The sequence below is a fragment of the Legionella fallonii LLAP-10 genome (assembly GCF_000953135.1).
GTDB lineage: Bacteria > Pseudomonadota > Gammaproteobacteria > Legionellales > Legionellaceae > Legionella > Legionella fallonii.
Map to the genome: position 1 here is coordinate 2,266,117 of NZ_LN614827.1, position 26,475 is coordinate 2,292,591.

Sequence of the window (26,475 nt, forward strand, 5' to 3'; positions counted from 1 at the left end):
CATACTCTTGGCCAATTGCCGTCAAGCTAAAATCTAAGTCCCTATCCACCGAGGGAGAGGATGGGGATGAGGGGAAATTTATATCATTTCCTCCTAAACCTAACAGCAATGATCCAGTATCCGACCGACTACTTAAACTAACGTCATTAACTATTCGCGACTTGATTATTCAAGAAATTTACGAAGAAGGGATTCTTAATTTTGGCGCAACATTTAGAGAAGCAGTTTATGCCAAATCCAGGAACCCCTACCACGTGCAGAACAGTTTGAGGTCGTGAATGGTTCTAAACTTTATTCTCAACTATTTTTAAGAGGAGTGAGCATTTGATTTCCGCAGTAAAGAACCACGGAAATCTTTCGATGACTGTTATTCTTTACTGCCTGATACACTTTTCATCTCATCTTGTTCATAAATGAGAATAGGTTTGGATGAATTATTTACTATACTCTCATCAATAACCACCTTATTCACACCTTCCAAGGAAGGTAATTCATACATGGTGTCTAAAAGAATATTTTCAAGTATAGCTCTTAAACCGCGAGCACCCATTTTTCTGTTCATGGCTTTTTTAGCAATAGCGACCAAAGCTTCGTCCCTAAACTCAAGCTCAACACCTTCCATTTTAAATAAAGATTGAAATTGCTTTGTTAAGGCATTCTTAGGACCAGTTAAGATATTAATCAAAGCAGGCTCATCTAACTCCTGCAAGGTAGTAACAACCGGTAAACGACCTACAAATTCAGGAATTAATCCATATTTGATCAAGTCATCTGATTCTAGTTGACTTAAAACTTTAGATACTTCATTACTAGTATCTTTTTTGTTTTTTAATTGCGCAGAGAATCCTATTCCAGATTTATCACTTCGTTCTCTTATTACTTTTTCCAAGCCAGCAAAAGCACCGCCGCAAATAAATAAGATATTAGAAGTATCTACTTGTAAAAACTCTTGTTGGGGATGCTTACGACCACCTTGGGGAGGTACAGAAGCAATAGTACCCTCAATTAATTTAAGCAACGCTTGTTGAACCCCTTCCCCAGATACATCTCTGGTTATTGAAGGATTATCAGATTTACGTGAAATCTTATCAATTTCATCAATGTAAACGATACCTTGTTGTGCCTTATCTACATCATAATCGCACTTTTGTAAAAGCTTCTGGATAATGTTCTCGACGTCTTCACCCACATAACCTGCCTCAGTAAGTGTCGTTGCATCAGCCATAGCAAATGGAACATTCAATATACGCGCTAGAGTTTGAGCTAAAAGAGTTTTACCACTACCAGTTGGGCCTATAAGTAAAATATTACTTTTTCCAAGCTCAATACCGTCTTCATTTTTATGTTGTAAACGTTTGTAATGGTTATATACAGCAACCGACAATACTTTTTTGGCGTGAGTTTGTCCAATTACATATTCATCAAGGAAATTAGAAATTTCTTTTGGTGTTGGTAGCCGTGTTTCTGTTTCTTCATGAGTTTCATGTGTTTCTTCTCGAATGATATCATTACATAATTCAACACACTCATCACACACAAACACTGAAGGCCCAGCAATCAGTTTTTTTACTTCATGTTGACTCTTACCACAAAAAGAACAATACAGAACTTTATCTCCACTTCCGTTACCGGATTTACTCATAACCAAACCCCTTCTTACAGCTATTACGTAAAACAGTAATACACATGTAAAATTTTAGTCAATCAGAAAAAGATATGCCACTTTAATTTGTGCCAACTTAGAGCCTAGACCACTAAGTTGGCTAAAATACATCTATAAATCAATTACTCAGCTTTACCAGATAATAATTCTCTATCATAAAGCACTTTATCAATTAACCCATATTCAACGGCTTGGGTAGCACTCATGAAATTATCACGCTCAGTATCATGCATGATCTGATCTGGCGTCTTTTTAGTATGATGAGCCATGATATTATTCAAACGCTCTCTTACTGCTAAGGTTTCGCGCGCATGAATTTCAATATCTGTAGCTTGTCCTCTATAGCCGCCCAAAGGTTGGTGAATCATGACACGTGAATTAGGTAAACAGAAACGTTTACCCTCAGCGCCTGCACATAATAGTAAGGCAGCAGCACTAGCTGCTTGCCCAATACATAAAGTGCTAACATCTGGCTTGATAAATTGCATTGTATCGTAAATAGCAAGCCCAGCAGTAACTACTCCACCTGGAGAATTGATATACAGTGATATATCCTTCTCGGGATTTTCAGACTCAAGAAACAATAATTGAGCAACGACTAAATTAGCCATATGATCCTCAACCTCACCTAAAAGGAATATAATGCGTTCCTTTAATAATCGTGAGTAAATATCATACGAGCGCTCACCTCGAGAGGTTTGCTCAATTACCATTGGAACTAGTCCACTAACATTACGCATCATATTTTCTGAATAACCTGCCATGCTTATTATTCTCCTTTCTTTTCAGTGTCCTTTTTAGGGTTCATCACTGAATCATAATCCATATTCTTATGCTTGATCTTCGCATCTGCAGCTATTTTATCTGCAACAATCTCTTCCATAACTAATGCTTCAATTTCAGCCAGATGCTCTTTGCTGCTTTGGTACCAAGCACGTAGTTCATCAGGATTTTCATAAGCAGTAGCAAACTTATCGATCATTGCTTCTACTTTATCTTTTTCGGCAGTTATTTGATGCTTTTTAACATATTCTGAAAATAGTAAGCCAAGATGAACGCGACGTTTTGCTTGTTCTTCGAACAGCTCTCTTGGGAAATCAGGAATCTGCTCATCATCTCTATGTTCATGTCCGAAAAGACGATGATACATATCATGTTTCAGGTGCTCAATCTCTTTATCAATTAGTGCCAATGGCAAGTCAATTGGATTTAATTCCATTAACTTATCGAACAGCTTTTCTCTGTTCATCATACCAACACGTCGTTCTAACTCACGAGTCATATTGTTTTTAATATCTTTAGTTAAAGCGTCAATTCCACCCTCTTTGATATTAAACTTTTCAGCAAATGCGTCATCAAGCTCGGGTAATTGACCTTCCATAACTTTTTGGATAGTAATTTTAAACGTAGTTTCCTTACCCGCTAAATCTTTGTGTCCATAATCTTCTGGGAATTTAACTTTAATATCAAAAGGCTTATCTTTTTTACCGCCAATAATTCCATCTTCAAATCCAGGAATCATTGAACCAGAACCTATAACTAACTCATAACCTTCAGCGGTACCACCATCAAAAGGTTTGTCATCAAGGAAGCCTTGGAAATCAATAACGACTTTATCGTCTTTCTTAACAGCGTGAGATACTTCAGTCCAGACTTTATTCTGTTCTCTTAGTTTATCTAGCATGTCGCTGACATCTTTGTCTGTTACTTCAGAGCGGGTTAACTCAACAGCAGCTTGATTCAATTCATTAACTTCAAATACAGGCATTACTTCGAAAGTTGCAGTGTATACAAAATCTTTACCCTTCTCGAGTTGCTCTGGCTCAACGTTAGGGTAACCTGCAGGAACTAACTCATTCTTCTGTAATGCTTCGTATAAAGTAGATTGAACCATTTCTCGAGCCACTTCTTCACGAACACTATCAGAATAACGATTTTTAACAACATCCATAGGTACTTTGCCTGGACGGAAGCCATCAACCTTCACCTTACGGGCAAGATTTTTGAGGCGCAAGCTTACTTCTTCCTCAACTTTCTCTGTGGGTACAGAAACTGTAATCTTACGTTCCAAACCTTTTAGGGTCTCTACAGAAACTTGCATCAATTCACCTCTCGGAAATTATCATGAAATGTGGTGCGAAAGGAGAGACTCGAACTCTCACGGGTTGCCCCGCTGGAACCTAAATCCAGTGCGTCTACCAATTCCGCCACTTTCGCAATTAGGTTGGATTATCAATCAGTAATTCAATCTTGTAAAGACTCAGCTAGAATCTTTAGCGGTAGATCAATTGATCATTTGGGGTGAACGATGGGACTCGAACCCACGACAACCGGGATCACAACCCGGGGCTCTACCAACTGAGCTACGCTCACCATTAATCTTTACCAGTACATTATACAGCCGCTTGGCGACTGGCGCGCCCGGCAGGATTCGAACCTGCTACCCTCGGCTTAGAAGGCCGATGCTCTATCCAGATGAGCTACGGGCGCTTAATTTGGTCGGGGAGGAGGGATTCGAACCCCCGACATCCTGCTCCCAAAGCAGGCGCGCTACCAGACTGCGCTACACCCCGTTAACCCGTCCCAAGGACAGAGCGCAAATGATACTAGGGGATATCGCTAAGGTCAATATCTTAATTCATTAATTTTTAATTAATTTTATTTTAGTGCAAATTTAGACCTACATCTGTTTAAATCCTCTACAAAACAGCACATTACTAGAGAATGTACTATACAAATTAAAACCAAAAACTTAAATGTCCTGCTCCCATAAACTGTTTCTATCTTAATCGCCAATTTTCAGCTAGCATTGGTGATTATCGTTTTAAATTACTTAGTCATGAAACTTAAATTACTGCCCTTATTTGATAATTTGACTCATTTACACAAGAACCATGAAAATGTATGCATACCAGAACCGCGTTTTCAGAATGACTTTAATTACACATTAAGTTTTCTGAAAAGTTATACTGGTAGCCAGGGAACGTTTAACAGTTATCGAAGAGAGGCTGAACGTTTACTGCAATGGTCTTGGTTCATTAAAAATAAAACAGTAGATGAATTAAAGCGTGATGATATAGAGCAATACATTCATTTTTGTCTAAATCCACCAAAATCTTGGATTAGCCTAAAAAAAGTTCCTCGCTTTATTGAAAAAGATGGAAGACGCATTCCCAATGAAGAATGGAGGCCATTTGTTGTCTCTATTAGCAAATCAGCGAAAAAGAGTGGGCAAAGTGCGAGCATTGAACAATTCAGTTTATCTCAAGGGGCAACTCAAGAAATATTTGCTATTTTAAGTACTTTATTTAATTTTTTAATTGCCGAAGAATACTTAGTATCCAACCCTGTTGCTCTTATAAGACAAAAAAGTAAATTTATTCGCAAACGACAACAAAACTCTCCTATCCGACGGCTCAGCTTAGTGCAATGGGATGCTGTTTTACAAGCAGCAGAATCTTTGGCTGAAGAATCTCCGGAAAAACATGAAAGAACCCGATTTATGCTCAGTCTTTTATTTGGCATGTATTTACGAATTTCTGAACTTGCAGCCAGTGATAGGTGGATTCCAAGCATGAATGACTTCGCTAAAGACAGTAATGGGCATTGGTGGTTTACAACTGTAGGTAAAGGGAATAAAGAACGACAAATCGCAGTCAGTGACGCTATGTTAGAGAGTTTAACGCGTTGGCGCTTATTTTTAGGCTTAACTCCCCTGCCTTCCCCAGCTGATAACTCCCCTCTCCTCCCTAGAATCCGCGGTAATGGGCCACTCAGCGACACAGCCCCCATAAGACGAATTATTCAACGTTGTTTTGATTTCGCAGCAGAACAACTTAGACATCAGGGTCATGCGGAAGAAGCAGACAACTTAGCTGCAGCCACGGTGCATTGGCTCAGGCATACAGGGATTTCTGAGGATGTAAAAGTCCGCCCTAGAGAACATGTTCGTGATGATGCCGGTCATAGTTCTAGTGCAACAACAGATCGCTATATAGATATAGAAAAGCAAGCACGTTATCAGTCAGCGCGAAAAAAGAAAATAGAACCGAGTGAAGAAAGCCGCTAGTGTTTAACTTCTATTCAATTAAGTCGGTCGGGTAGACATTTTGTTTCCTACCTAATGTAACACTTTTTGTTGGACCAAGACTTAATGACACTACCTACAATTACTTGCTATAAATAGGCTGTTAACGCTTTTTTTAAGCAGAATCAAATAACAAGCTCTCGCACGCGTTGTTGTAGCATTCGAGAATATCCTTTAAGTCAGTTTGAGTGAACGATTGGAGTAGAGCCAATTCATGTATGGCCTTGACCTGGCGCATTATGGCAGCGCGTTGTTCATTATTTTTCAATTGTGGCCCTATGCGGGTAAAGTTTTGCAGCATGCGTATTAAAATTGCGGGATTATCGGCACCTGATTCACGCATCATATCAAATGCCGCCGCTACCATCCGGGGAAATTTAACGGAAACATCAATAATACGAATATTACCCATCTTATCTCGCCAAGCTTCTTCTGTTTCTTCAAGCTCAGCTAAGGACAATATGTCATTAGATAGCCAATCCACACAAGCAATGCCGGTAAACGTGTCATTTATTGCAGCACTTAAAGCACGTATACCAATTTCAACAATTTGAGCGAAAGCAAACTCAGGATCTTGAGTGAGCGTTCGGTTTGGCCCAATGCTTAAAGTACTATTAATTTTTTTAGCCAAAGATCCATCTTTATTTGCTGAAAGTAGAAATGCCAGTACAGTCCCTTTAATAATAAAATTCCCTGGATGAACCTTAAACGCAATACAGGTATCGTGTGACGACATGATATCTACTAATTTATCATAATTAATGTTTTGTAAATACCCCGCATTGAGAGCAAGAATAGGATGCCCGTCATCAATACATTGTTGTCGCACAATGGAAAGCCCTTTGTCTGCCGAAAAGCGAGTATTATCGGCTATACGTGCTTTTCTAAGCTCTATATAAGAACTAATGGAGCCACTGAGATCGGTAGCAACCCGTGCAATAAGATTACCCGCTTGTATTCCTTTACGAATACTTTGACTAAAGGCGATTAAAGCAGCGAACGAAAAAATCATTAAAACTATAGCCGTTAAGGTAGTAATCTGCGGAATAAATTCATGTCCGTTTTCAACGCGTACAACAACTAATGTAGAAAGGCTGAATAAAAAGGTGGCAGAAAACAACCCTATTGTACCTTGACCATTATGATCCAAAATGAACCGACGTAAGAGTCGTGGCCCAAACTGACTTGCTGCCATAGAGAGAACTAAAAGCACCACAGAAAACACTAGGCCTAAAACAGTACTTACTGTACTCAAAATAGAACTAAGCATTACTCGAGCATCATCAATATTACCTATGGAAAGCCATATTGGCAGGAAAATAGCTCCCTTATGAGCTTGGATATCAATGAAAATAGTGATGGCAAATAGGCCTGAAATGAGTAGACAGATACCCAGAACGACCAAGCGCAGATCAGTCCCTACCCGTTCATCCGTATCGTATTTATTATAATGATATTTTGACAAGAAATAATTCCCCATCCGTGGAAAGTTATACTATAAATGGAGCGAGCATTATTGTGAAGCATTAAGGTAAATGCTCACCTAATAGCGTCCAGACTAAAGATGTGTAGCTCGGTCACTTGCAACCAGGCTACGGTTGCTATTAGCTCCTCAGATTAATTCTGATGGGAAGAACCGAGTAAATTATGGTAAAATTAACCATTAAATTTTGATAGTGATTTATTATGCTTACCCTGCGTCAAATTACTTTATCTCGTGGAAATAAAATTCTATTAGATAAAGTCAGTGTTAGTCTTTATGAAAAACAAAAAATAGGATTAATTGGTCATAATGGATGCGGAAAATCAACTCTTTTTGATTTTCTTCTTGGCAAACTAATCGCCGACACTGGTGAATATCAGATTAATCCGCAATTAAGTATCAGTCATTTATCACAACAATTACCTGATAGTAATGAAAAGGCCTTAGACTTTGTTCTGGGTGGTGATGAAGAATATATTAAATTGCTACAACGTTTAGAAAAGGCAGAACAAGCAGGTCTCGATGCTGAGGTATTAGCATGTCATGAAGAATTAACTCATACTGGAGGCTATGGCAAGCCAGCACAAGCGGCCACCATTATGTCTGGTCTTGGTTTTAAAGGAGATCAGCAACAAGCCTCCGTAAATAGTTTTTCAGGTGGCTGGCGCATGCGTTTAAGCCTTGCTCGTTGTTTAATGAAGCCGGCTCAATTGCTCTTATTAGACGAGCCAACCAACCATCTGGATATGGAAGCTATTTTTTGGCTGGAGCGTTTTCTAAAACAAAGTCCCAGCACTATTATTTTAATTTCTCACGATAGAGAGTTTCTTGATGCATTTGTTACCCATATCTTGCATGTTGAACATCAAAATTTAAATTTGTACACCGGAAATTACAGCAGTTTTGAAAAAACTCATGCACAGCAATTGGCCTTGCAGCAAATCATGCATGAAAGACAACAAGTCAAAATTAACCATATGATGGCTTTTGTCACAAGATTTAAAGCGAAAGCGACTAAAGCGAAACAAGCTCAAAGCCGTCTCAAAGCGATTGAAAAGATAGAGCTTATCGCTGCGGCACAAGCAGACTCCCCCTTTTCTTTTGATTTTTTTCCTTGTCCTCGAGCGGGAAACCCTTTAATTCAATGTAATCTAGTGAGTGCTGGGTACCAAAATGATGCCCCTATCCTGAAAAAGATTAATCTTTCTCTTAATCCAGGGGATAGAATTGCTTTACTCGGACCTAATGGTGAAGGGAAATCTACTTTGATTAAAACACTAACGGGAACTTTACCTATATTATGTGGAGATATTCACCGTTCCGCTCATTTAAAAATAGGTTATTATGCCCAGCATCAGTTGGAACAATTGGACTGTAAATTAAGCCCTGTCGAGACCATTCAGCGTTTATCGCCAGAAACAAGAGAACAATCTATTCGTGATTTTTTAGGTGGCTTTAATTTTATAGGTGATATGGCCGTACAACCTATCCACCATTTTTCCGGAGGCGAAAAAGCTCGACTAGCATTAGCAAAACTCGTCTGGCACAAACCTAATTTGTTGTTGCTTGATGAACCAACTAACCATCTTGATCTCGGCATGAGATCAGCGATTGAGTTAGCTCTCCAAAGTTATGAGGGTGCTTTAATTTTAATTTCTCACGATAGGCATATGTTAAAAACTACTGTGGATAATTTCTTTTTGGTATACCAACAAAAAGTACAACCTTTTGATGGTGATCTGGATGACTACCATTCGTGGTTGCAATCAAAAGATACAGTAAAAGAAACAACGGCTAATAACAATGCAGCATCAGTTACTGTTTATAAGGAAAGAAAAACGTTACAAAATCGATTAAAAAAATTAGAACAACTGATGGAACAACATCAAAAAGAAATTCATAAATTAGATGACCAATTAAGTGAATCTAAGCTCTATGAGGACAGTAGCCAAAAAAATAAATTGGATAAATTACTGCAAGAACGTGATATTGCACATACGTCTTTACATCAAATGGAGGAAGAGTGGATGGAGATATGCAGTATATTAGAGCAAGCTGAATAAAGATTCTTGTCACGACAGGAGCTTTCCAGGGAGTTATTTGGTCTTGCTCCATAGGTCGTCAAGCTAAGAGCGAAATATCCTTCTAAGGCCCTCTCCTGCGATTGAGTATTAGGTTCTAATCAAAATCCCTTTCGCGGGCGAGGGGACTTTCCGTACCATCTGAATATTATTCTGCCGCTGTATTCCCTCCCCATCGAGGGAGAGGGGGAAATTTACCTCATTTCCTCCTTAACTTGACGGCTATGGGTCTTGCCCCAACCGAGGCGCTGTTATCCCTCTTGTTTAGCCTAGATGCACGCAAATAGGTCTGTTTGTGTTATAGCCAACAAAAGAAGCTACGATTATTTATTCACATCATATTTTCTTTGAAGCTGTTCCAACATCGATTTAGCTGCTAACTGCTCTGCTTTTCTTCTATTAGGGCCTTTGCCATGGGTTGTTAAGGCGATCCCCACAACAGCACAAGTGACATAAAATACTTGATCGTGCTCATCCCCCTCAACGTTAATTAACTTATATTCAGGGAGAGCGTATTTTTCAGCTTGTAGGTATTCTTGTAGCTGAGTTTTTGCATCTTTTAAACAATCGTTTAAATTAGGATCTTCAAGTCTTGAATGGAATATTTTTAAAATAACCTCTTTCGCAACAGCGATGCCCCCATCGAAGAAAATAGCAGCAAAAATAGCTTCTAAGGAATCAGCTAAGATGGAAGCCCGACGAAAACCACCGCTTTTTAATTCCCCCTGTCCTAAGAATAGAAAGTCCCCTAATCCTAATTCTTTAGCAAGTTCTGCTAGCATGTCTCCTCTAACTAAGAATGACCTTAGCCGACTCAACTGCCCCTCTGTATGCAAAGGAAATCGATGATATAATTCATTGGCAATTACAAAACTCAATATCGAATCACCTAAAAACTCAAGGCGTTCGTAGTTATCACTTCCCACACTACAATGAGTTAAGGCCTGTTTTAAGTAAGCAAGATTGTTGAATTGATAATCCAAGCGCCTACATAATCGTTCTAAATCAATTTTCACTACCAGCTGTTACCTCGTAAGTATCATCGAAATTAATCATTAAATTTACATTATATGCTAAAAACCGTACTACCTGATATTTTAATCTAACGTTAAATTTATGTTCCCCATTAGGAGTGAATGTGACATCGCCCTCTTTTAACTCATCGACGCCATTAATATCAAGACGTTTTGTTAAATCACTACGCAACACGGTCATATCAGCAAGAGGATCCCCTGATAGTGAAGCAACAGGAACCGTATTTAATGATTTTATTGACTGCACGATTTCATAATGCTGTAGATACACCGGTACCAGGCGCATTACAACTATCGCTGCCATCACTATGGCGGCTACCGTCAATAACATCCCGATTAAGGTCATTCCCTGTTGCTTTCGCATAAATTATCCTTTTAATGAATTAGTCTTCCGATTTTTGACCAACGAAGATTGTCAGTTTTGCTATTCCAACTCATCCAAACCAAGAATGCTTTCCCTCTAAGGTAAGCATTAGGAACATAGCCCCAATAACGACTATCGGCACTATCATCACGGTTATCACCCATCATGAAGTAATTCCCTTCTGGGACAACTATATCAAAATCAACTGAGGGAACATCTGCTCGGATGAAAATATCGTGCACTACTCCATTTAAATTTTCCTTGTATTTGGCTACCGCCTTTCCAGAACTTTCATCTATCGTGTATTCAACAAAGGTTCTAGTTGCTTCTTTACCATTAATAGTTAGCGTTTTATTATGATAACTCACCTTGTCCCCAGGAATGCCTATTACTCGTTTAATATAGTCATAAGTTGGATCTGGCGGCCAACGAAATACAGCAATCTCACCCGTTTTAGGATTAGATATAGGCACTACTTCTGTTTCCAACACAGGGAGTTTTAAACCATAAGCAAATTTATTGACCGCAACAAAATCGCCGACTAATAAAGTTGGCTCTAAAGAACCTGAAGGGATACGGAAGGGTTCAACAAGGAAAGAGCGCAGTAATAGAACAATAAAAAAGACAGGAAAAAACGAACGTGAATACTCAATAATATGACCTGGCTTTTGTCCTGGTGCCCGTTTTTTTGCCCAAAAAATTATATCTAATAAATAAATAAATCCACTGATAAAAGACAATAAAACTAATATTAAAGCAAAATTCATAACGTTATATCCCAAAAATTAGTTTTCTTCCAAGTTAGGACGTACAGCACTTAAGAAGCAATCATTAATTAAGGTCTGTTCACACTTCAGCCACCTTGACTAAACTAGCAAAAGACAAACAGGCCCTAAAGACAACCATCCTATTATTTCTTTTCTGTTTGAAAAACAGCCATGAACGCTTCTTGGGGTATTTCTACATGCCCAAGTTGCTTCATTCGTTTTTTTCCAGCTTTTTGTTTCTCTAATAATTTCCGCTTCCGGCTCACATCCCCTCCGTAACATTTTGCAGTTACGTTTTTGCGTAACGCCTTAACCGTTTGACGGGCTATAATATGGCTGCCCAACGCGGCTTGGATAGCGACATCAAACATTTGTCGGGGAATAATGTCTCGCATTTTATCAACAATGAGTTTACCGCGATTATGAGCTGCATCACGATGAACGATCACTGCCAAAGCATCGACTTTTTCACTATTAATTAAAATATCCATTTTAACTAAATCAGCTATTTGGAACCGTATAAAGTTATAATCTAAGGAGGCATAACCACGGCTCACTGACTTTAAACGATCAAAAAAGTCTGATACCACTTCACTCATAGGAATATCATAGCTAACAGATACCTGACGACCACTATAAGTCATATTGACTTGAACACCTCGCCTCTCAATACATAAAGTAATAATTTGCCCTAAATAATCCTGTGGAACTAAAATATTAGCGCGTACTATAGGCTCATACATTTCTTTAATTTGAGGGATTGGCGGAAGATGAGAGGGATTGTCTATTAGTAAGGTTTCCCCTTTTTGCGTAATAATTTGATATACCACTGTTGGAGCAGTAGAAATCAAATCAAGATTATATTCTCGCTCTAATCGCTCTTGAACAATTTCCATGTGCAACATGCCAAGGAATCCACAACGAAAGCCAAAGCCTAGGGCTTCAGATGACTCGGGCTCAAAGAACAAAGAGGCATCATTCAGACTTAATTTAGCCAATGCTTCTCGGAACGCCTCAAAATCATCCGAGCTAATAGGGAATAGACCAGCATAAACCTGTGGTTTTACACGTTGGAAACCTGGGAGAACCTCTGCAGCGGGATTTCTGTCCAAGGTTAAGGTATCCCCCACAGGAGCCCCTTGAATTTCTTTAATCCCAGCAACAACATAGCCTACCTCACCAGCATGTAATGCATCAAGCTTAGTCCGTTTGGGGGTAAAAACACCCACTTGATCCACTTCATAAGATCGACCAGTAGACATGATCCGCATCTTATCCCCTTTACGTATAGAACCATTTACTATTCGTACCAAGGATACAACACCTAAATAACTATCAAACCAAGAGTCAATAATAAGCGCTTGCAAAGGAGCATCAACATTTCCTTCTGGTGGTGGAATATTAGTTACTAAAGCTTCTAGAACATCAGCTACACCCATGCCACTTTTGGCGCTTACCCTTATCGCGTCATGTGCATCAAGTCCTATAATATCTTCAATTTCAGCAATAACACGATCAGGCTCAGCCTGGGGAAGATCTATCTTATTTAAAACAGGTAATACGGATAATGATTGATCTATAGCGGTATAACATACAGCAACAGTTTGCGCTTCAACTCCCTGAGCTGCATCAACAACTAGAATTGCCCCTTCGCAAGCGGCTAAAGAACGAGACACTTCATAGCTAAAATCAACATGTCCAGGAGTGTCAATAAAATTCAGTAAATAAGTTTTACCATCCTTAGCCGTATAATTTAAGGAAACGCACTGCGCCTTAATAGTAATGCCGCGCTCACGCTCTATATCCATAGAGTCCAGCACTTGAGCACTCATCTCGCGCTCGGTTAAACCACCACAAATTTGGATAAATCTATCTGCCAAAGTAGATTTACCATGATCAATATGGGCAATAATTGAAAAATTACGGATTCGCTTTAAGTCAGTCAACTGAAATAACCTTTAGGTAAATAGCATGATTCTATCGCAAATGTTCTCATGCAGAAAGTAGGCAAGGAGAATTCTCATAAACTCCTGCCCTACAACTCGGTTGTGGCAATGAAAATAATAAGTTTTGGCGAATATCCAAGTCCATTATGTTAAGAAAGTTTGCTAATAACTCATAATTTTACTAAAATTTGCGGTTTTGGCCTCAACATAGGATGCACCATGAGACAAATAAGCTGGCTAAGCTTTACCGCACTTTTTCTTATTTCTTTTTCTACCTTTTCAGATACTGCGTTTATCCAGCGCAAAGACGTACAGCATTTTATTAAAAACATGGTCAAACAGTACCACTTTGATGAGAAACAATTAACTAAAACGATGGAGCAGGTCCAGCTGCAGCCGCAAATCATTGAATCGATGGAAAAACCTTATGAAAAGAAGAACTGGGATGTTTACCGAGATATATTTCTTACTCCTCAAAGATTAAAAGGAGGGGTGGACTACTGGAATGCCAATCAAAAAGCCCTAGAAAAAGCACAAAAGAGATTTGGTGTGCCGCCAGAAATTATTGTTGCTATTTTAGGCGTTGAAACTCTCTATGGCGAACGTCAAGGTGATAATAGAGTTCTAGATGCCCTAGCTACATTAGCATTCAATTATCCTAAACGCTCCGCGTACTTTACTAAAGAATTAACAGAGTATTTATTGCTTTGTCGCGAGCATAAAGTGTCACCAACGACCTATAAAGGCTCATATGCTGGGGCTATGGGTAAACCACAATTTATGCCTAGCAGCTACAGATACTATGCCGTGGATTTTAATAATAAAGGCAAACGCGATTTAATTAACAATAATAGTGATTCCATTGCAAGTATTGCTAATTATTTCCACAAGCATGGATGGAAATTAAATGAAGGAATAGCACAACATGCTAAATTAGTTGGATGGAGATTCCGTTCTATTAAAACGAATCCCAAAGCAGCGAATTACACTTATGCACAACTGGAAAAAGCAGGTGTTAAACCAGTAACAGCCGCTCATAATCATCCCTATCGCGCTGGATTAATTGAACTAGTAACCGATCAAGGAAAAGAATATTGGCTAGCCTATCCCAATTTCTTCGTCATTACTCGTTATAATTCCAGCCCTCAGTATGCTCTTGTAGTCTATTTATTATCGCAGCAACTTAAAAAACAGTGGGTTGAAGCAAATGCAAAAAAACACAGAGCCTACGTATAACTTTAGTTGCATCCTATAGGCAGTGAAGCGTAAGATGAGATTATATTAGCAAGGTGTGATAAAAGCCTGGCCGGTTGCTCGCAACCGGCCAGGCTTTTATCACACTGTTAAGCAGTACATTATTGTTCTAAATTAACTTAATTGAGTTTAACTCATGGATCATTGTTTCCTCTTTGCCAAACATCTTAACGACAATGGTTGTTTATGTTTAAAAATTTCCTCCGATGGAACGCTTATTGCTCCTCCTGAACAGCGTAGTTTTGCTGAAATTAAATCCTTACAGAATGAATGTAGTACTACAATTGTAGAAACAACCGCTAACGCAACTCTCCTCGATCTGGAACTGCCTTGGTTACCTGAAAGAAAAGCTAGAATAGCTATTCCCTATGCACTTGAGGACAAGGTGGCTCAACCAGTAGAGGAACTTCATTTTGCTTTTGATAAGCTTAGGTATCAGCAGAATCACTATATGATTGTCGCGATAGATAAACATAGAATCCAATACCTGATGCAACTATTTGTCGAACAAGGAATAGAATTTGCTGAACTTACTTTAGATTGGTTTGCACTCTCACTGCACGAGCTATGTGTTAATGAATCAGTGCTATTGATTAATAATGATGATTTCAAAGGGGCACTTTCCGGTGATCTAGCAACATCTTATATAAAGAAAAACTCACTCCTTACCCCCCCATTAGTCTTTGAAGACAGCCATATTCTTCTCGAGAGTTCACTGACTAAAAATGAAGGAACCTCATATCACTGGATCGCTCAAAAATTATTAAAAACGAAACCAATGAATTTATGTCAAGGTGAAATGCTGCATGGAAATACTTTTGGGTGGATAACTAAAGGATACCAACTGGTAGGCGGTTTATGCGTTATTTGGCTACTCTCTATATTGATAGTTAATGCTATATCGCTACATTCTTTAAATAGAAAAACAACAGATGTAGATCAACAAATTGCAATGATTTATCGTGAATTTTTTCCAGATGCCAAACAAGTAATTAGCCCTAAATTTCGTATTAGCCAGCTATTAGGTAGTAGCGCTGCGAACTCCCAATCTAATTTTTGGCATCTATTAAACCAATTTGCTCAAGGGATGGATGGTAGCAGTCAAATTACTGTAGAAGAACTACGTTATCAAAGTAGAACTTTATCTGTTACGCTTACAAGCTCTGATTTTGCCCACTTGGAGCAAATAGAAAACAAATTAAAAAAGTTACAACTTAAGGTCAAGCAGACCCAAGCTTCAACACGAGATCAACATGTATTCGCTACTTTGGAGTTAACGTGAAAAATTATTTAAGTACTCTAAATGAACGAGAAAAATGGATGCTTATCCTTGCTACATTATGCCTTTTTATTTATTGCTATTATCTATTTCTCTATGCCCCATTGGCTAATAGTGTAGCTCAAAAAAAAGCTCAATTCATTGAAAAAACGGAAACCCTAGCATGGATGCAAAAGGTCAAGCAAGAAGGCCATGCATTGAAAAAAGCAAAACAAAATGTAGATAACAGTCAACTGCTTACCCTATTAGCTACCCAACTTAAAGATAATTCCACGCTAAAATTTCCTTATCAACTTCAACAAACCAGTTCAGGAGAAATTCAACTAACCTTTGACGCCGTCCCGTTTCAATTATTTATGACTTGGCTGGCAAAAATTAGTGAACGATATACAATGACTGTGAAACAGTTCGATGTCCAACACAGCGACACTCCTGGAGTAACAAAATTAATGATTATGATCAGTGCAACTAGCTAATTGTTCATTGAGCAAACTATTTCTTTTCAAAAAAAACACTCATAGATCAAAATAAAACCAACACTTTGAGACTTCATTAAAAAGAATCTGGTATAATATCTCAACTTTAACATGCAGTGAGGACAAGCAATGACATTTAGTACAAGAAAGCTACTGGGAACTACAACAAAAGCGTTGTACGCGGCAATAGATGAGCGTGAAGTGAGAACAATTAGTTCCTTTTTTTTTAAACCATATAAATCGCCTTCAAATGCGCTTTTTAGAACAACTTCAATTATTACTGATGCACCAGTATTAGGAACGTTCTCCGCAGTTTTGGCTGTAATGACGGTTTATGAATTATTCAAAGCAGTAGGCAATCTATTGATTGGCCATTTCAAAGAATCATTAGGCAACCTTCAAGAATTTAAAGACGGATTATTAGCCACGATAGGTTTGGCTGCTCTGGCTATATTCAGCCCAATCATTAATACAATTGACCTGGTTGGTGGTTCAGTAAATAGTGTACGTAATTGCTGTGCGAGCACACCGGAGGGTAGAGAGGAACTTGAAGGTGGCTTAAGCTCTTATTATTCTCGAGAAGAGAATGAGATAGACCCTTACTCTTATAGCCCAGTACCCGCTCGTATGTAAAAGACATGTTTTTACTGCGCGCTCATAGGCGCGCAGGTATATCGCTATCAGAAGGTAAATTTATACTTTCACCTTTACACTAAAGACCTATACAGCTCCTCCGTCAGCTGCTGTTATTTTATTAGCTCACTCAGCTTACTAAGTTATTGTTTGCCGGCTAAAAGCTCCTCACTCATTTCAGGCTGTTGTTTTCTAAAGTCTGAATAAGCTTTTAGCCCAATAATAAATTAACCCAGGGTAAATCTAATAATTATTCAAATTATTCTGAATACTACCCCAATTTTTAATTCCTGCTCCTTGTTTTACTTCAGGAGGAAGAGCATCTAATGCTTTTTGTGCGGCTTCGGCATTGTCATAGGTACCATATACCCCTTTATAATAGGATTTACCATTTCGCTGATACCTTACCTCTGCCATTCTATCGCTCTTAGGAGCTTTATAGAGTTTCTGAGCAACTTTTGCCGCTTTGTCATCATCAGCCACTTCAATAGTGTACCCTTGTGGATTTTGACTACTCACCCAATCCCTATCCCTGTCTTTAAAAGATACAGGTGAATGAAACTCTCCAACATGGTAAGAATCAGGTACAGAAACACCCTGACCAGGCCTTTCTTTATAGTTATAGTGATTCATCTGATAATTCATTGATGGATAAGAACTGCTACTCTCATAAGTATAATAACGCGCATAGCTGGAATTAAAGCCATCATCATCCATCACACATGATGATAAATTAGTAGTACATAGCGCAATAGCAATTAGTTTAATTTTATTATTCATCACAACGCCCCCAATTTATTATTTTTATTGGTATTTTTACCCGTTGCTCTTTTTCCCTATCATCTTAAACATAATGAAAATGACGAGGGATGGGTGTTAAAAATTCCTCGAAATTATTGAACTCATGTTAATTATAGGAAACTTTAGAGACTTGTGTTGTGTCGCAATAAACTATCGCTTACATTAGGGTCTATTTATTTTGTAATTTTTGGCGAAAATTATGTGGACACACAGACGATCAGGTCAAACGAATCAAAGGGGCGCTCAAGATCATCGAAATCCTTATGAGCGTGATAGAACACGCGTTATTCACTGCCCCGCATTTAGACGGTTACAAAGAAAAACCCAAATTCTTGGTACTGATGAGGGTGATTTTCATCGCACTCGCCTGACTCATTCTTTAGAAGTAGATTCCATTGGCCGAAGCATAGTACATAATCTGATTATCAATCAAAATCACTCTACATTATTAGCTGGTCTATTACCTAACGACGATCTGATCAGTGTCATTTGTTTATTACACGATATTGGACACCCTCCTTTTGGTCATGGAGGAGAGGTAGCGCTAAATTACATGATGAGGAATCACGGGGGCTTTGAAGGTAATGCACAAACTTTAAGATTATTGACTAAAGTAGAAAATAGTTATGGCACTTATGGCCTGGATTTAACTCGAAGATCTTTACTCGGCATTTTAAAATATCCAGTAAAACGTTCCGCTGTAGCAGCAAAAAAACAACCACCAATTCATGAGTCCATTCATAAAACCATTAAAGTTAATGACTGGCTTCCCCCGAAAGCCTATTTTGATTGTGAGCAACCTGAAATAGACTGGTTGTTAGCACCTTTCTCAGATAAAGATAGAGAACTTTTTCAGTCTTTAGCCAAGCAACCACAAGATACTCAATCAGGCAAATCAGCCTATCACAATTTTGACTGTTCTATTATGAATACAGCGGATGATATAGCCTATGGTGTCCATGATTTAGAAGATGCAATTCATTTAAAGCTTATTAGCCTCTCTCAATTGGATACAACAGAATTGAGACAATTGTTCGATAATACCTCACTATCCAAACATAAAGAACGTATTATGAATTCTTTATTTTCACATGAATTGTACTTAAGAAAACAAGCCATTGGTGAAATGGTTAATTATTTTATTACCTCCACTCAAATCGTAGTAACTAATGAGAATTTTGAAAACAATTTACTCAAATATAATATTGCTTTAATTCCAGAAGCAGATGCCCTTCTAAATTACTTAATGCAATGTATTTATGACAATGTTATTGATTCTCAAGAAGCACGTACCTTCGAATTCGGTGGGCAAACTGTAGTCTTAAGATTATTTGAAGCAATTAGCTCCAACCCTGCAAGTTTGTTGGATAATAAAAATAGGGATTTATTTAAACAAGCAGAGGATGAAACTGCAGCTTATAGGATTGTTTGCGATTACTTAGCTAATATGACTGATGAATATGCTTATAGAATGCATGAACGGTTGTTTGGATTTAATACCCGCACTATTTTTGAAAGACTCTAAAAATTTATTCGATAACCGCGTCAGTAATGTAGGCTGGGCAATTTGTTGTCCCGCCTGCATTAAATTAAGAACACATTGGTAATCCTTCGCTACGCGTGGGAGACAGTAAGCTCCGGATTACAGGGCTATTGATTTACTCGACTCATATCGGCATATCTAAACCCCATGGCTATCCCTTTAGGGGCAATATGCTCTATCATTTTCAATTCTTCAGTTGAAAGTTTGATTTTAGTAGCTTCTATATTTTCTTCGAGCTTATCCAATCTTTTTGTTCCTGGAATAGGCACTATATCTTCACCTTGAGCTAATACCCAAGCTAAAGCTAGTTGCGCAGTGGTAACCCGTTTATTTTTAGCTAACTTCTCAATCAATTTAACAACTTCTATATTTTTATAAAAATTTTCCCCTTGAAAACGAGGCGAAGCGCTACGGTAATCATCTGCAGGAATATCTTCAGGTCGTTTAAATGCGCCAGTTAAAAAGCCACGCCCTAAAGGACTATAAGCAACAAAGCCAATACCTAGTTCTCGGGTTGTTTGTAAAAGTTCCTCTTCAGGCTCACGACTCCATAAAGAGTATTCAGTTTGTAAGGCGGTGATAGGATGGATATGGTGGGCACGGCGAATTGTTTCAGGCTTTGCTTCAGATAACCCTAAATAACGTACTTTTCCTTGCTGAACCAGTTCGGACAAGGCCCCTACTGTTTCTTCAATCGGTGTATCAGGATCAACACGATGTTGATAATACAAATCGATATACTCTACCCCAAGGCGTTTTAATGAGTCATTACATGATTTAATAACATACTCAGGACGGCCATTAATTCCAAGATAAGTACCACTAGTGTCTCGCACAATTCCAAATTTAGTGGCTAAAACAATCTGTTTTCGTTGATTACGAATACATTTTCCAACCAACACTTCATTGGTAAAAGGACCGTAAATATCTGATGTATCTAAAAAATTGATTCCACGCTCAAGAGCTCTATGTAGTGTTGCGATCGATTCCTTTTCTGTTCCCCCCTTATAGAACTCAGACATCCCCATGCAACCTAGCCCTATACGCGATACTTTAAGTCCTTGAGATCCCAAAGCTACTAGCTTCATGTGCGCCACTCCATGTAGTTCATCAATTTAAATTTAGCATATAAAAAATTAATGTTAAGAAAATAATTTAATTAACAACTTATTTTTCTCATCTTATTAATATTGTCATCATTTTTTGTTATCATCGCTCCTTTTTTTAATCAACTGGATAAAAACTAATATGTCCCGAATAGTTTATGATAAAGCAACATTATTAAGTCTTAGACCTGCTACATCGAAGAGGATTCCTTCAATACCCGAAGAAATTCGTATTACTCAACATACAAAGGTTAATACTCTATTTAATAATCGCAGTAACTCATGCAAACCGGAAACACCTCATAATAACAATAAGAGAGACGATTTAGACCCTAATGGTCCAGCAATGACTGCTATCAGCGCGTATTAAATAGAAACATCAATGCAAGGTCGGGCAACAAATTGCCCGACAAAACGCTCTTGCATAAACTCCCGTATAAAAATCACTGGTACATACCCAATCTCGCAGTATTTTATCCAAATGAATATCGTTCCTCAATACGAACGGTTCTGAAGTAGGTGACTTTCTTATCCGAAACCCACGTTAGGCCTGAACTATTACTATTTTTATGAATGCTTGAAAATAACACTGGATGTGAGGATGTGGAAAAGTAAGAATAAATAAACTAGATGAATTGATGGCGTCCCCAGGGGGATTCGAACCCCCGTTACCGCCGTGAAAGGGCGATGTCCTAGGCCTCTAGACGATGGGGACCTGGAACTTGGTCTAACTATCTTATTGTCTTATGCTTTTTACTAAAAGCATCAAAATAATGGCGTCCCCAGGGGGATTCGAACCCCCGTTACCGCCGTGAAAGGGCGATGTCCTAGGCCTCTAGACGATGGGGACCTGGAACTTTTTTCCCATCAACATACCAAGATGTTGATGGTGGTGGAGCTAGGCGGGATCGAACCGCCGACCTCTTGCATGCCATGCAAGCGCTCTCCCAGCTGAGCTATAACCCCTTAACAATAAGCTTCGCAGTTTAATGAGCTGCCTCAATACTGTCAAGTAATTTTTAATTTTTCTAAAAAAATTAATACTCATCAACTAATAATAGACCTCTTGAGAAACTCGCTGAAGAGATCAAGTGCGATGAGCGACGAAGCAATTCGCCACCGCGGTAGAGTTTCCTTGTCACCAACCCTTAGTGTTTTATTTGTTGTTGTACTTGAGCAATCTGTTGTTGAAGGTTAGCTTGTATCTCTTTCATCTGATTTTGGGTTTGAGAATTAAGAGTTTGCATCTGGTTTTGCAAATCAGTTTGCATTTGTTTTAACTGGGCTTGCATCTGAGTGTTTAAAGTCGCAATTTGTTGCTGTTGTTGAGCCTGCAATGCTTTTAGCTGACCTTGAATCGTTGTATTCAACTGCTCAATTTGCTGACTAGGTGATGTTGGTGCATTATCAGCATAGAGCGCATTGCTTAGTAATAAAGAACCAAAAATAACTTTAGCTATCAATTTCATTCGAATTCCCTTTAAATTGAAATGTAGTTCTTAACTTTAACTAATATTTTCTTATTTGCAAAGCGCTTACTCTAATTAATATTTATTAATATCAATGACTAAATTAACGTCTATAATTAAAAATTTTTAACCCGCGGGGTTGTTTAAGACTTTTAAATTTGGTTTAATTCGACCGCTGTTTTTTAATTAGTTTGCTGTATTGAAAGTACTTACTATGGAAAAAGATAAGCCTTGTCTCAGCTAATGAAAGACAAGACGGATGAATGCAAGTTAGCTATTAATGGAAGATGTAGGATGTCTAACGATTTAGCAATTTATTTGAGTAAACAATTACTTTGGCATGCCCTATTTATTGCCTCGCCTATCATATTGGTATCGCTTATCACCGGTTTAATCATTTCGATACTACAAACCGTCACGCAGATTCAAGACTCTACTTTAAATTTTGTTCCTAAAATACTAGCCGTAGTTCTAATGCTGATGCTTTGTGGCGAATGGATGTTACATTCGCTCATGGAGTTTGCTCAAGGTATACTCCTAAATATCCCAAGGACAGTAAGACCATGACCCTTTCTCTACCATGGATTACTAGTTTATTCTTCATCGCAATTCGTCTAGGCACCGTTTTATTATTCACACCGATTCAGGCCATACGCCAATTACCTATTCCTACCCGACTAATAGTAACTTTTACATTCAGTCTACTGATGGTTAATTATGCACCACAACAAAGCATCTCTAATAACAGTGCGATTCTCATTAGTAGCCTTGCTGAGTTATCTAATGGCCTCATTCTCGCAACCAGTTTATACGCTGCTTTTGCTGTTTTTCAAATTGCCGGTCAACTCATCGATAATGAAATAGGACTTAATTCATTAGCTGTATTCAATCCGGGTGAGCATCACCAAGAGTCTTTCAGCAGCCAATTTTTATCCATGCTGGCGGTATTGTTCTTTTTTAGTATGGATGGACACTTGTGGTTATTTAAGGGGTTAGCATACTCCTTCACTATTATCCCCCCAGGCTCCCTTGTTTTATTTGCCGGATTTACCCCTGTTATCAAACAATTTGGCTTCACATTCGCCTTCGCATTCACAATTGCAAGCCCAATCATTGTTGCTTTATTAGCAGTTGATCTGTGTGGGGCAGTCATTACCCGCAATATGCCGCAAATTAATACTTACTTTCTCATCATACCAATAAAAATTTTGCTGGGATTGCTCTTGCTAGTCTTGATGCTCAACTACATGAGTCCGCTTGCTAATACAGTATTCGAACGCTGTTTTCATAGTTGGCAGGAATTCATGTCATGAGTGAAAAAACAGAAAAAGCAACGCCCTACAAACTGCAAAAGGCGAAAGAAAAAGGACAGGTCAGTAAAAGCATTGAATTAACTACCTGTATTTCCTTGTTGGTTATGCTTTCTATGATTACCGCCCTATGGCCTCAGCAACTAAAAGAGATCCGCAATTTATTGCACCAGTTGCTAGAAAATATAGCTCATGTTCAATTTAGCTCTGACCATATTTGCCAATTATTCCAATTGATTTTCACTAAATTAATCACTTTATGGCTTCCTTTTGCCTTAGCTGGGGGATTAGCGATTATTCTAGGCACCATAATACAAACAGGTATGGTTTGGTCTACAGCACCGCTGATTCCCGATTTTAAACGTTTACATATGATACAAGGATTTAAAAAACTCTTCTCTCTCAAATCAATATTTGAAGCATTGAAAAGCGTTAGTAAATTAACACTGGCTTTATTGCTATTGTTTTTAGTTTTTAAACATCAATTAACCAATATCCTGCAACTGGCTTTAATGCATCCGCAACAAACCTTATTGTTTATGATGCATTTCCTATTAAAACTAATCTTTCAGCTTCTTATCATACTGACCATCTTAGCGTTTATAGATAAATTTTACACCCTAAATAAATTTAAGAAAGATAATCGCATGAGCAAACAAGAGATTAAAGATGAGTACAAACAGAAAGAAGGCGATCCCAAGATAAAAAGTAAAATCAAGCAATTACAAAATCAACTGCGTCAAAAAACAGCCTCATTAAAACAAGTTAAAACAGCAGATGTTATCATTACCAACCCGACTCATTTGGCTATTGCTTTAAAATATGATCGCCATGTGATGCCTGCCCCTAAAGTTATTTGTAAAGCTCAGGGTGAAATGGTTTTACAAGTAAAGGAAATTGCTAAAAAGCATGGCATTCCAATAATTGAACATAAAGTTTTTGCCCGCCTTCTTCACAGCTCAATAGAGCTGAATCAATGGATAACCAAAGACTTGTTTCCTATGGCAGCCAGTATTTTTAGAGCGCTTTATGCGAATAGGAACAACAGATGAGTAATAGAGTTAATTTTTTTAGTGACTGTAGTGAGCTGGTGATGATAGCTTTTGCTACGGGAATACTTTTTATCCTATTTATTCCTATTCCATCTTCACTTCTCGATTTATTACTCATCATTAATTTTAGTTGGGCATTAACTATTCTACTGTTAACATTTTATACTGATAAACCATTAAGCTTCTCAACCTTCCCTGCATTATTGCTCATATCGACTCTCTTTCGTTTAGCGCTTAATATTTCCGCAACTCGCCTTATTTTGTCTGATGGCAATGCGGGCAAAGTAATTCAAGCCATGGGAAACTATGTTATTCACGGCAATTATGTAATGGGATTGGTGGTTTTTTTAATTCTTATTATTGTGCAGTTCATAGTAGTAACCAACGGCTCTCAACGTGTTGCAGAAGTAGCGGCACGTTTTACTCTTGATAGTATGCCTGGAAAGCAAATGAGCATTGATGCTGATTTGAATATGGGCAGTATTTCTCAAGTGGAAGCCAAAAGCAGACGTGCACAAATTGAGAAAGAAGCGAATTTTTATGGGGCCATGGATGGAGCCAACAAATTCGTCAAAGGTGACGCAATTGCTGGTATTTTAATCATTCTGGTAGATATCATTGGTGGCTTTGCGATAGGACTAGTACAAAAAGGATTGAGCTTATCTGAATCCATCCATACATATACCTTGCTCACTGTTGGGGATGGATTGGTCACTCAAATTCCTGCATTGATTATTTCCACAGCAACGGGAATCATAGTCACCAGAGCAGCTACGGACGCACACTTAGGTAGTGAAGTGGCCAAGCAAATTAGCTCCTATCCTAAAAGTTTAATTATGGTTTGCGGTGGGCTTGTGAGCCTCCTGTTTTTTAAAGGCATCCCTGCTGTTCCAGTATTACTTATTTTAAGTCTATTTCTTCTTATTACCTGGTTTGCTCTAAGGGCTAAACCCAAAGAAGAAATTACAGAAATAGAAGAGGATTTATATGAAAAAATACGTATTTATCCCATAGAAATTAACATTAATAAGGAACTGTATCACGCATTACAACAGTACGAAGATTCTCTACTGCACTCCATCCAGCAGCTCAGAGAAAAGCTTGCCTTTGATTTAGGTTTTGTTTTACCCGAGGTGAAAATAAAAGCCGATAAAAAATTAGGTTATCCCTTATATCACATTGCCATCCAAGGCACTAATGAAGGAAACCATCAATTACACCTTGATAAAAATCTAGTGATTTATCCTATACACAACCAACCGAAAAATAACCATAGTACCCAGCCGAAACTAGTATCAGAGAAGCAAGGTTCGGGAGAAATAGAGCAACATACATCAGTAGGTGGGACGGAAAACACTCTATTGACAACACAATTGTCCTCAACTGTAGCATGGCAGAAAAGAGCTATAACAGTACGAGATCCTAGCTATGGTCTTCCTGCCGCCTGGATAGAACCAGAGGATAAACCTCAAGCCGTAAATGAAGGTTTAACAGTTTGCGATTCGCTTATGGTTTTAACCACTCATCTTGGTGAAGTAATACAATCGCATATAGCGGAATTACTCACTAGAGAAGAAACAGAGCGTTTATTATTACAGCCAGGGGTTAAAACTCTGAGTGAGGAGCTGATACCAGCACTTTTACCGTTAAGTAATGTCCAGCGTATCTTACAAAGCCTACTGAGGGAAAAGGTTTCTATCCGTCATTTAACACAGATAGTGGAAATTTTATTAGAGCATGCAAAAAAAATTCCAGATCCCATACAACTAACTGAAATAGTTAGGGCCGGTTTAGCCATGTCAATCTGTCAAAAGTTGCTGGCTAATCAAAATAGTTTACACGTGCTCACTCTTGAGACCTCATTAGAGCAAAAACTCAATCAAAATATAGCCAATAAAGAATATTTTGCTTTGGAACCCAATATAACAGAGCGCCTAATTACCTCTTTAGCGCATCAGGTCGAGTTAATGCTTGGTGAGCGAAAACGCCCTATTCTTCTGTGCTCTTCCTTACTAAGAAGGCATATAAAACAATTGACCCAGAGGGTAATTCCTCATCTCACCGTATTAGCGATGAATGAAATACCCGTAAATATTCAAGTGGAATCTTTTGGTGTAGTAAAATAAG

At 38.3% G+C, this 26,475-nt stretch carries 23 protein-coding genes and 7 tRNA genes; 12 read left to right on the forward strand and 18 right to left on the reverse strand.

Translation table 11 applies throughout. The annotated features are described in order from the left end of the window. Positions 1-367: 367 nt before the first annotated feature. The 7 genes from clpX to LFA_RS09135 all read right to left on the reverse strand — a co-directional run bounded on the left by clpX (position 368) and on the right by LFA_RS09135 (position 4,236). A complete protein-coding gene (gene clpX, locus LFA_RS09105; RefSeq protein WP_045095918.1) occupies positions 368-1,642 on the reverse strand; it encodes an ATP-dependent Clp protease ATP-binding subunit ClpX in 1,275 nt (424 codons plus the stop codon). 143 nt (positions 1,643-1,785) lie between these two features. Then, a complete protein-coding gene (clpP, locus tag LFA_RS09110; protein WP_045095919.1) occupies positions 1,786-2,427 on the reverse strand; it encodes an ATP-dependent Clp endopeptidase proteolytic subunit ClpP in 642 nt (213 codons plus the stop codon). A gap of 5 nt (positions 2,428-2,432) precedes the next feature. After that, on the reverse strand, positions 2,433-3,764 hold the full coding sequence (gene tig / locus LFA_RS09115; protein WP_045095920.1) for a trigger factor: 1,332 nt from the start codon (positions 3,762-3,764) through the stop codon (positions 2,433-2,435). A gap of 31 nt (positions 3,765-3,795) precedes the next feature. Further along, a tRNA-Leu gene (locus tag LFA_RS09120) sits at positions 3,796-3,880 on the reverse strand. A gap of 80 nt (positions 3,881-3,960) precedes the next feature. Continuing rightward, positions 3,961-4,036, reverse strand: a tRNA-His gene (locus LFA_RS09125). A 40-nt stretch (positions 4,037-4,076) separates the two neighbouring features. Next, positions 4,077-4,153: transfer RNA gene (locus tag LFA_RS09130), tRNA-Arg, on the reverse strand. A 6-nt stretch (positions 4,154-4,159) separates the two neighbouring features. Further along, positions 4,160-4,236 (reverse strand) — tRNA-Pro (locus LFA_RS09135). A gap of 266 nt (positions 4,237-4,502) precedes the next feature. On the opposite strand from LFA_RS09135, the gene LFA_RS09140 reads away from it, so the two are divergent. Next, complete coding sequence (locus tag LFA_RS09140) at positions 4,503-5,732, forward strand: tyrosine-type recombinase/integrase (RefSeq protein ID WP_045095921.1); 1,230 nt, start codon at positions 4,503-4,505, stop codon at positions 5,730-5,732. A gap of 133 nt (positions 5,733-5,865) precedes the next feature. Here LFA_RS09140 and LFA_RS09145 read toward each other — a convergent pair whose 3' ends face one another. Further along, complete coding sequence (locus LFA_RS09145; RefSeq protein WP_045095922.1) at positions 5,866-7,215, reverse strand: DUF2254 domain-containing protein; 1,350 nt, start codon at positions 7,213-7,215, stop codon at positions 5,866-5,868. A 221-nt stretch (positions 7,216-7,436) separates the two neighbouring features. Here LFA_RS09145 and LFA_RS09150 point away from each other — a divergent pair, with 221 nt between their 5' ends. Further along, complete coding sequence (locus LFA_RS09150) at positions 7,437-9,296, forward strand: ABC-F family ATP-binding cassette domain-containing protein (RefSeq protein WP_045095923.1); 1,860 nt, start codon at positions 7,437-7,439, stop codon at positions 9,294-9,296. Between the two features lie 341 nt (positions 9,297-9,637). On the opposite strand, the gene rnc is transcribed toward LFA_RS09150, so the two are convergent. The 4 genes from rnc to lepA all read right to left on the reverse strand — a co-directional run bounded on the left by rnc (position 9,638) and on the right by lepA (position 13,425). Beyond that, positions 9,638-10,330, reverse strand: coding sequence for a ribonuclease III (rnc, locus tag LFA_RS09155; protein ID WP_045095924.1), 693 nt, complete (start codon positions 10,328-10,330; stop codon positions 9,638-9,640). Beyond that, positions 10,320-10,712 carry a DUF4845 domain-containing protein gene (locus LFA_RS09160; protein WP_045095925.1) on the reverse strand — a complete coding sequence of 131 codons (393 nt, stop codon included), beginning with the start codon at positions 10,710-10,712 and terminating at the stop codon, positions 10,320-10,322. The genes rnc and LFA_RS09160 overlap by 11 nt, the downstream gene beginning before the upstream one ends. Before the next feature lie 11 nt (positions 10,713-10,723). After that, positions 10,724-11,479 carry a signal peptidase I gene (gene lepB, locus LFA_RS09165; protein WP_045095926.1) on the reverse strand — a complete coding sequence of 252 codons (756 nt, stop codon included), beginning with the start codon at positions 11,477-11,479 and terminating at the stop codon, positions 10,724-10,726. A 143-nt stretch (positions 11,480-11,622) separates the two neighbouring features. After that, a complete protein-coding gene (gene lepA, locus LFA_RS09170) occupies positions 11,623-13,425 on the reverse strand; it encodes a translation elongation factor 4 (RefSeq protein ID WP_045095927.1) in 1,803 nt (600 codons plus the stop codon). A 219-nt stretch (positions 13,426-13,644) separates the two neighbouring features. Between lepA and mltB the strand changes: the two genes are divergently transcribed. The 4 genes from mltB (at position 13,645) to LFA_RS09190 (ending at position 17,067) form a co-directional block, all read left to right on the forward strand. After that, on the forward strand, positions 13,645-14,661 hold the full coding sequence (mltB, locus tag LFA_RS09175) for a lytic murein transglycosylase B (RefSeq protein ID WP_045095928.1): 1,017 nt from the start codon (positions 13,645-13,647) through the stop codon (positions 14,659-14,661). Between the two features lie 154 nt (positions 14,662-14,815). Then, complete coding sequence (gspL, locus tag LFA_RS09180; protein WP_045095929.1) at positions 14,816-15,961, forward strand: type II secretion system protein GspL; 1,146 nt, start codon at positions 14,816-14,818, stop codon at positions 15,959-15,961. Further along, entirely contained in the window at positions 15,958-16,434 is a 477-nt protein-coding gene (gene lspM / locus LFA_RS09185) for a GspM family type II secretion system protein LspM (protein ID WP_045095930.1), read from the forward strand. The genes gspL and lspM overlap by 4 nt, the downstream gene beginning before the upstream one ends. 129 nt (positions 16,435-16,563) lie before the next feature. After that, positions 16,564-17,067 (forward strand): hypothetical protein, encoded by a 504-nt coding sequence (locus tag LFA_RS09190; protein WP_045095931.1) that lies wholly within the window; start codon positions 16,564-16,566, stop codon positions 17,065-17,067. A gap of 243 nt (positions 17,068-17,310) precedes the next feature. On the opposite strand, the gene LFA_RS09195 is transcribed toward LFA_RS09190, so the two are convergent. Continuing rightward, positions 17,311-17,847, reverse strand: coding sequence for an SPOR domain-containing protein (locus tag LFA_RS09195; RefSeq protein WP_045095932.1), 537 nt, complete (start codon positions 17,845-17,847; stop codon positions 17,311-17,313). A 220-nt stretch (positions 17,848-18,067) separates the two neighbouring features. On the opposite strand from LFA_RS09195, the gene LFA_RS09200 reads away from it, so the two are divergent. Continuing rightward, positions 18,068-19,393, forward strand: a complete 1,326-nt coding sequence (locus tag LFA_RS09200; protein ID WP_045095933.1) for an anti-phage deoxyguanosine triphosphatase — start codon at positions 18,068-18,070, stop codon at positions 19,391-19,393. 125 nt (positions 19,394-19,518) lie between these two features. Here the strand turns inward: LFA_RS09200 and LFA_RS09205 are convergent, their stop codons facing one another. Further along, positions 19,519-20,499 (reverse strand): aldo/keto reductase, encoded by a 981-nt coding sequence (locus LFA_RS09205; protein WP_045095934.1) that lies wholly within the window; start codon positions 20,497-20,499, stop codon positions 19,519-19,521. A gap of 160 nt (positions 20,500-20,659) precedes the next feature. On the opposite strand from LFA_RS09205, the gene LFA_RS19845 reads away from it, so the two are divergent. Then, positions 20,660-20,887: a hypothetical protein gene (locus LFA_RS19845; RefSeq protein WP_157010332.1), complete on the forward strand. Its 228-nt coding sequence runs from the start codon at positions 20,660-20,662 to the stop codon at positions 20,885-20,887. Between the two features lie 269 nt (positions 20,888-21,156). Here LFA_RS19845 and LFA_RS09210 read toward each other — a convergent pair. The 4 genes from LFA_RS09210 to LFA_RS09225 form a co-directional block, all read right to left on the reverse strand. Then, positions 21,157-21,232: transfer RNA gene (locus tag LFA_RS09210), tRNA-Glu, on the reverse strand. Between the two features lie 59 nt (positions 21,233-21,291). Further along, a tRNA-Glu gene (locus LFA_RS09215) sits at positions 21,292-21,367 on the reverse strand. Positions 21,368-21,407: 40 nt separating this feature from the next. Then, positions 21,408-21,483: transfer RNA gene (locus tag LFA_RS09220), tRNA-Ala, on the reverse strand. A gap of 182 nt (positions 21,484-21,665) precedes the next feature. Beyond that, positions 21,666-21,986 carry a hypothetical protein gene (locus LFA_RS09225; protein WP_045095935.1) on the reverse strand — a complete coding sequence of 107 codons (321 nt, stop codon included), beginning with the start codon at positions 21,984-21,986 and terminating at the stop codon, positions 21,666-21,668. A gap of 294 nt (positions 21,987-22,280) precedes the next feature. On the opposite strand from LFA_RS09225, the gene fliQ reads away from it, so the two are divergent. Genes fliQ through LFA_RS09245 form a run of 4 tightly spaced genes read left to right on the forward strand, consistent with a single transcriptional unit; the run spans position 22,281 to position 26,474 of the window. Continuing rightward, a complete protein-coding gene (fliQ, locus tag LFA_RS09230; RefSeq protein WP_045095936.1) occupies positions 22,281-22,553 on the forward strand; it encodes a flagellar biosynthesis protein FliQ in 273 nt (90 codons plus the stop codon). Continuing rightward, entirely contained in the window at positions 22,550-23,299 is a 750-nt protein-coding gene (locus LFA_RS09235) for a flagellar biosynthetic protein FliR (RefSeq protein WP_052673916.1), read from the forward strand. Before fliQ ends, LFA_RS09235 begins: the two co-directional genes overlap by 4 nt. Further along, the gene (locus LFA_RS09240; RefSeq protein WP_045095937.1) at positions 23,296-24,348 is read left to right on the forward strand and encodes an EscU/YscU/HrcU family type III secretion system export apparatus switch protein; all 1,053 of its coding nucleotides are present in this window, start codon (positions 23,296-23,298) and stop codon (positions 24,346-24,348) included. Before LFA_RS09235 ends, LFA_RS09240 begins: the two co-directional genes overlap by 4 nt. Then, positions 24,345-26,474, forward strand: coding sequence for a flagellar biosynthesis protein FlhA (locus LFA_RS09245; protein ID WP_045095938.1), 2,130 nt, complete (start codon positions 24,345-24,347; stop codon positions 26,472-26,474). Before LFA_RS09240 ends, LFA_RS09245 begins: the two co-directional genes overlap by 4 nt. Position 26,475: the final 1 nt, after the last annotated feature.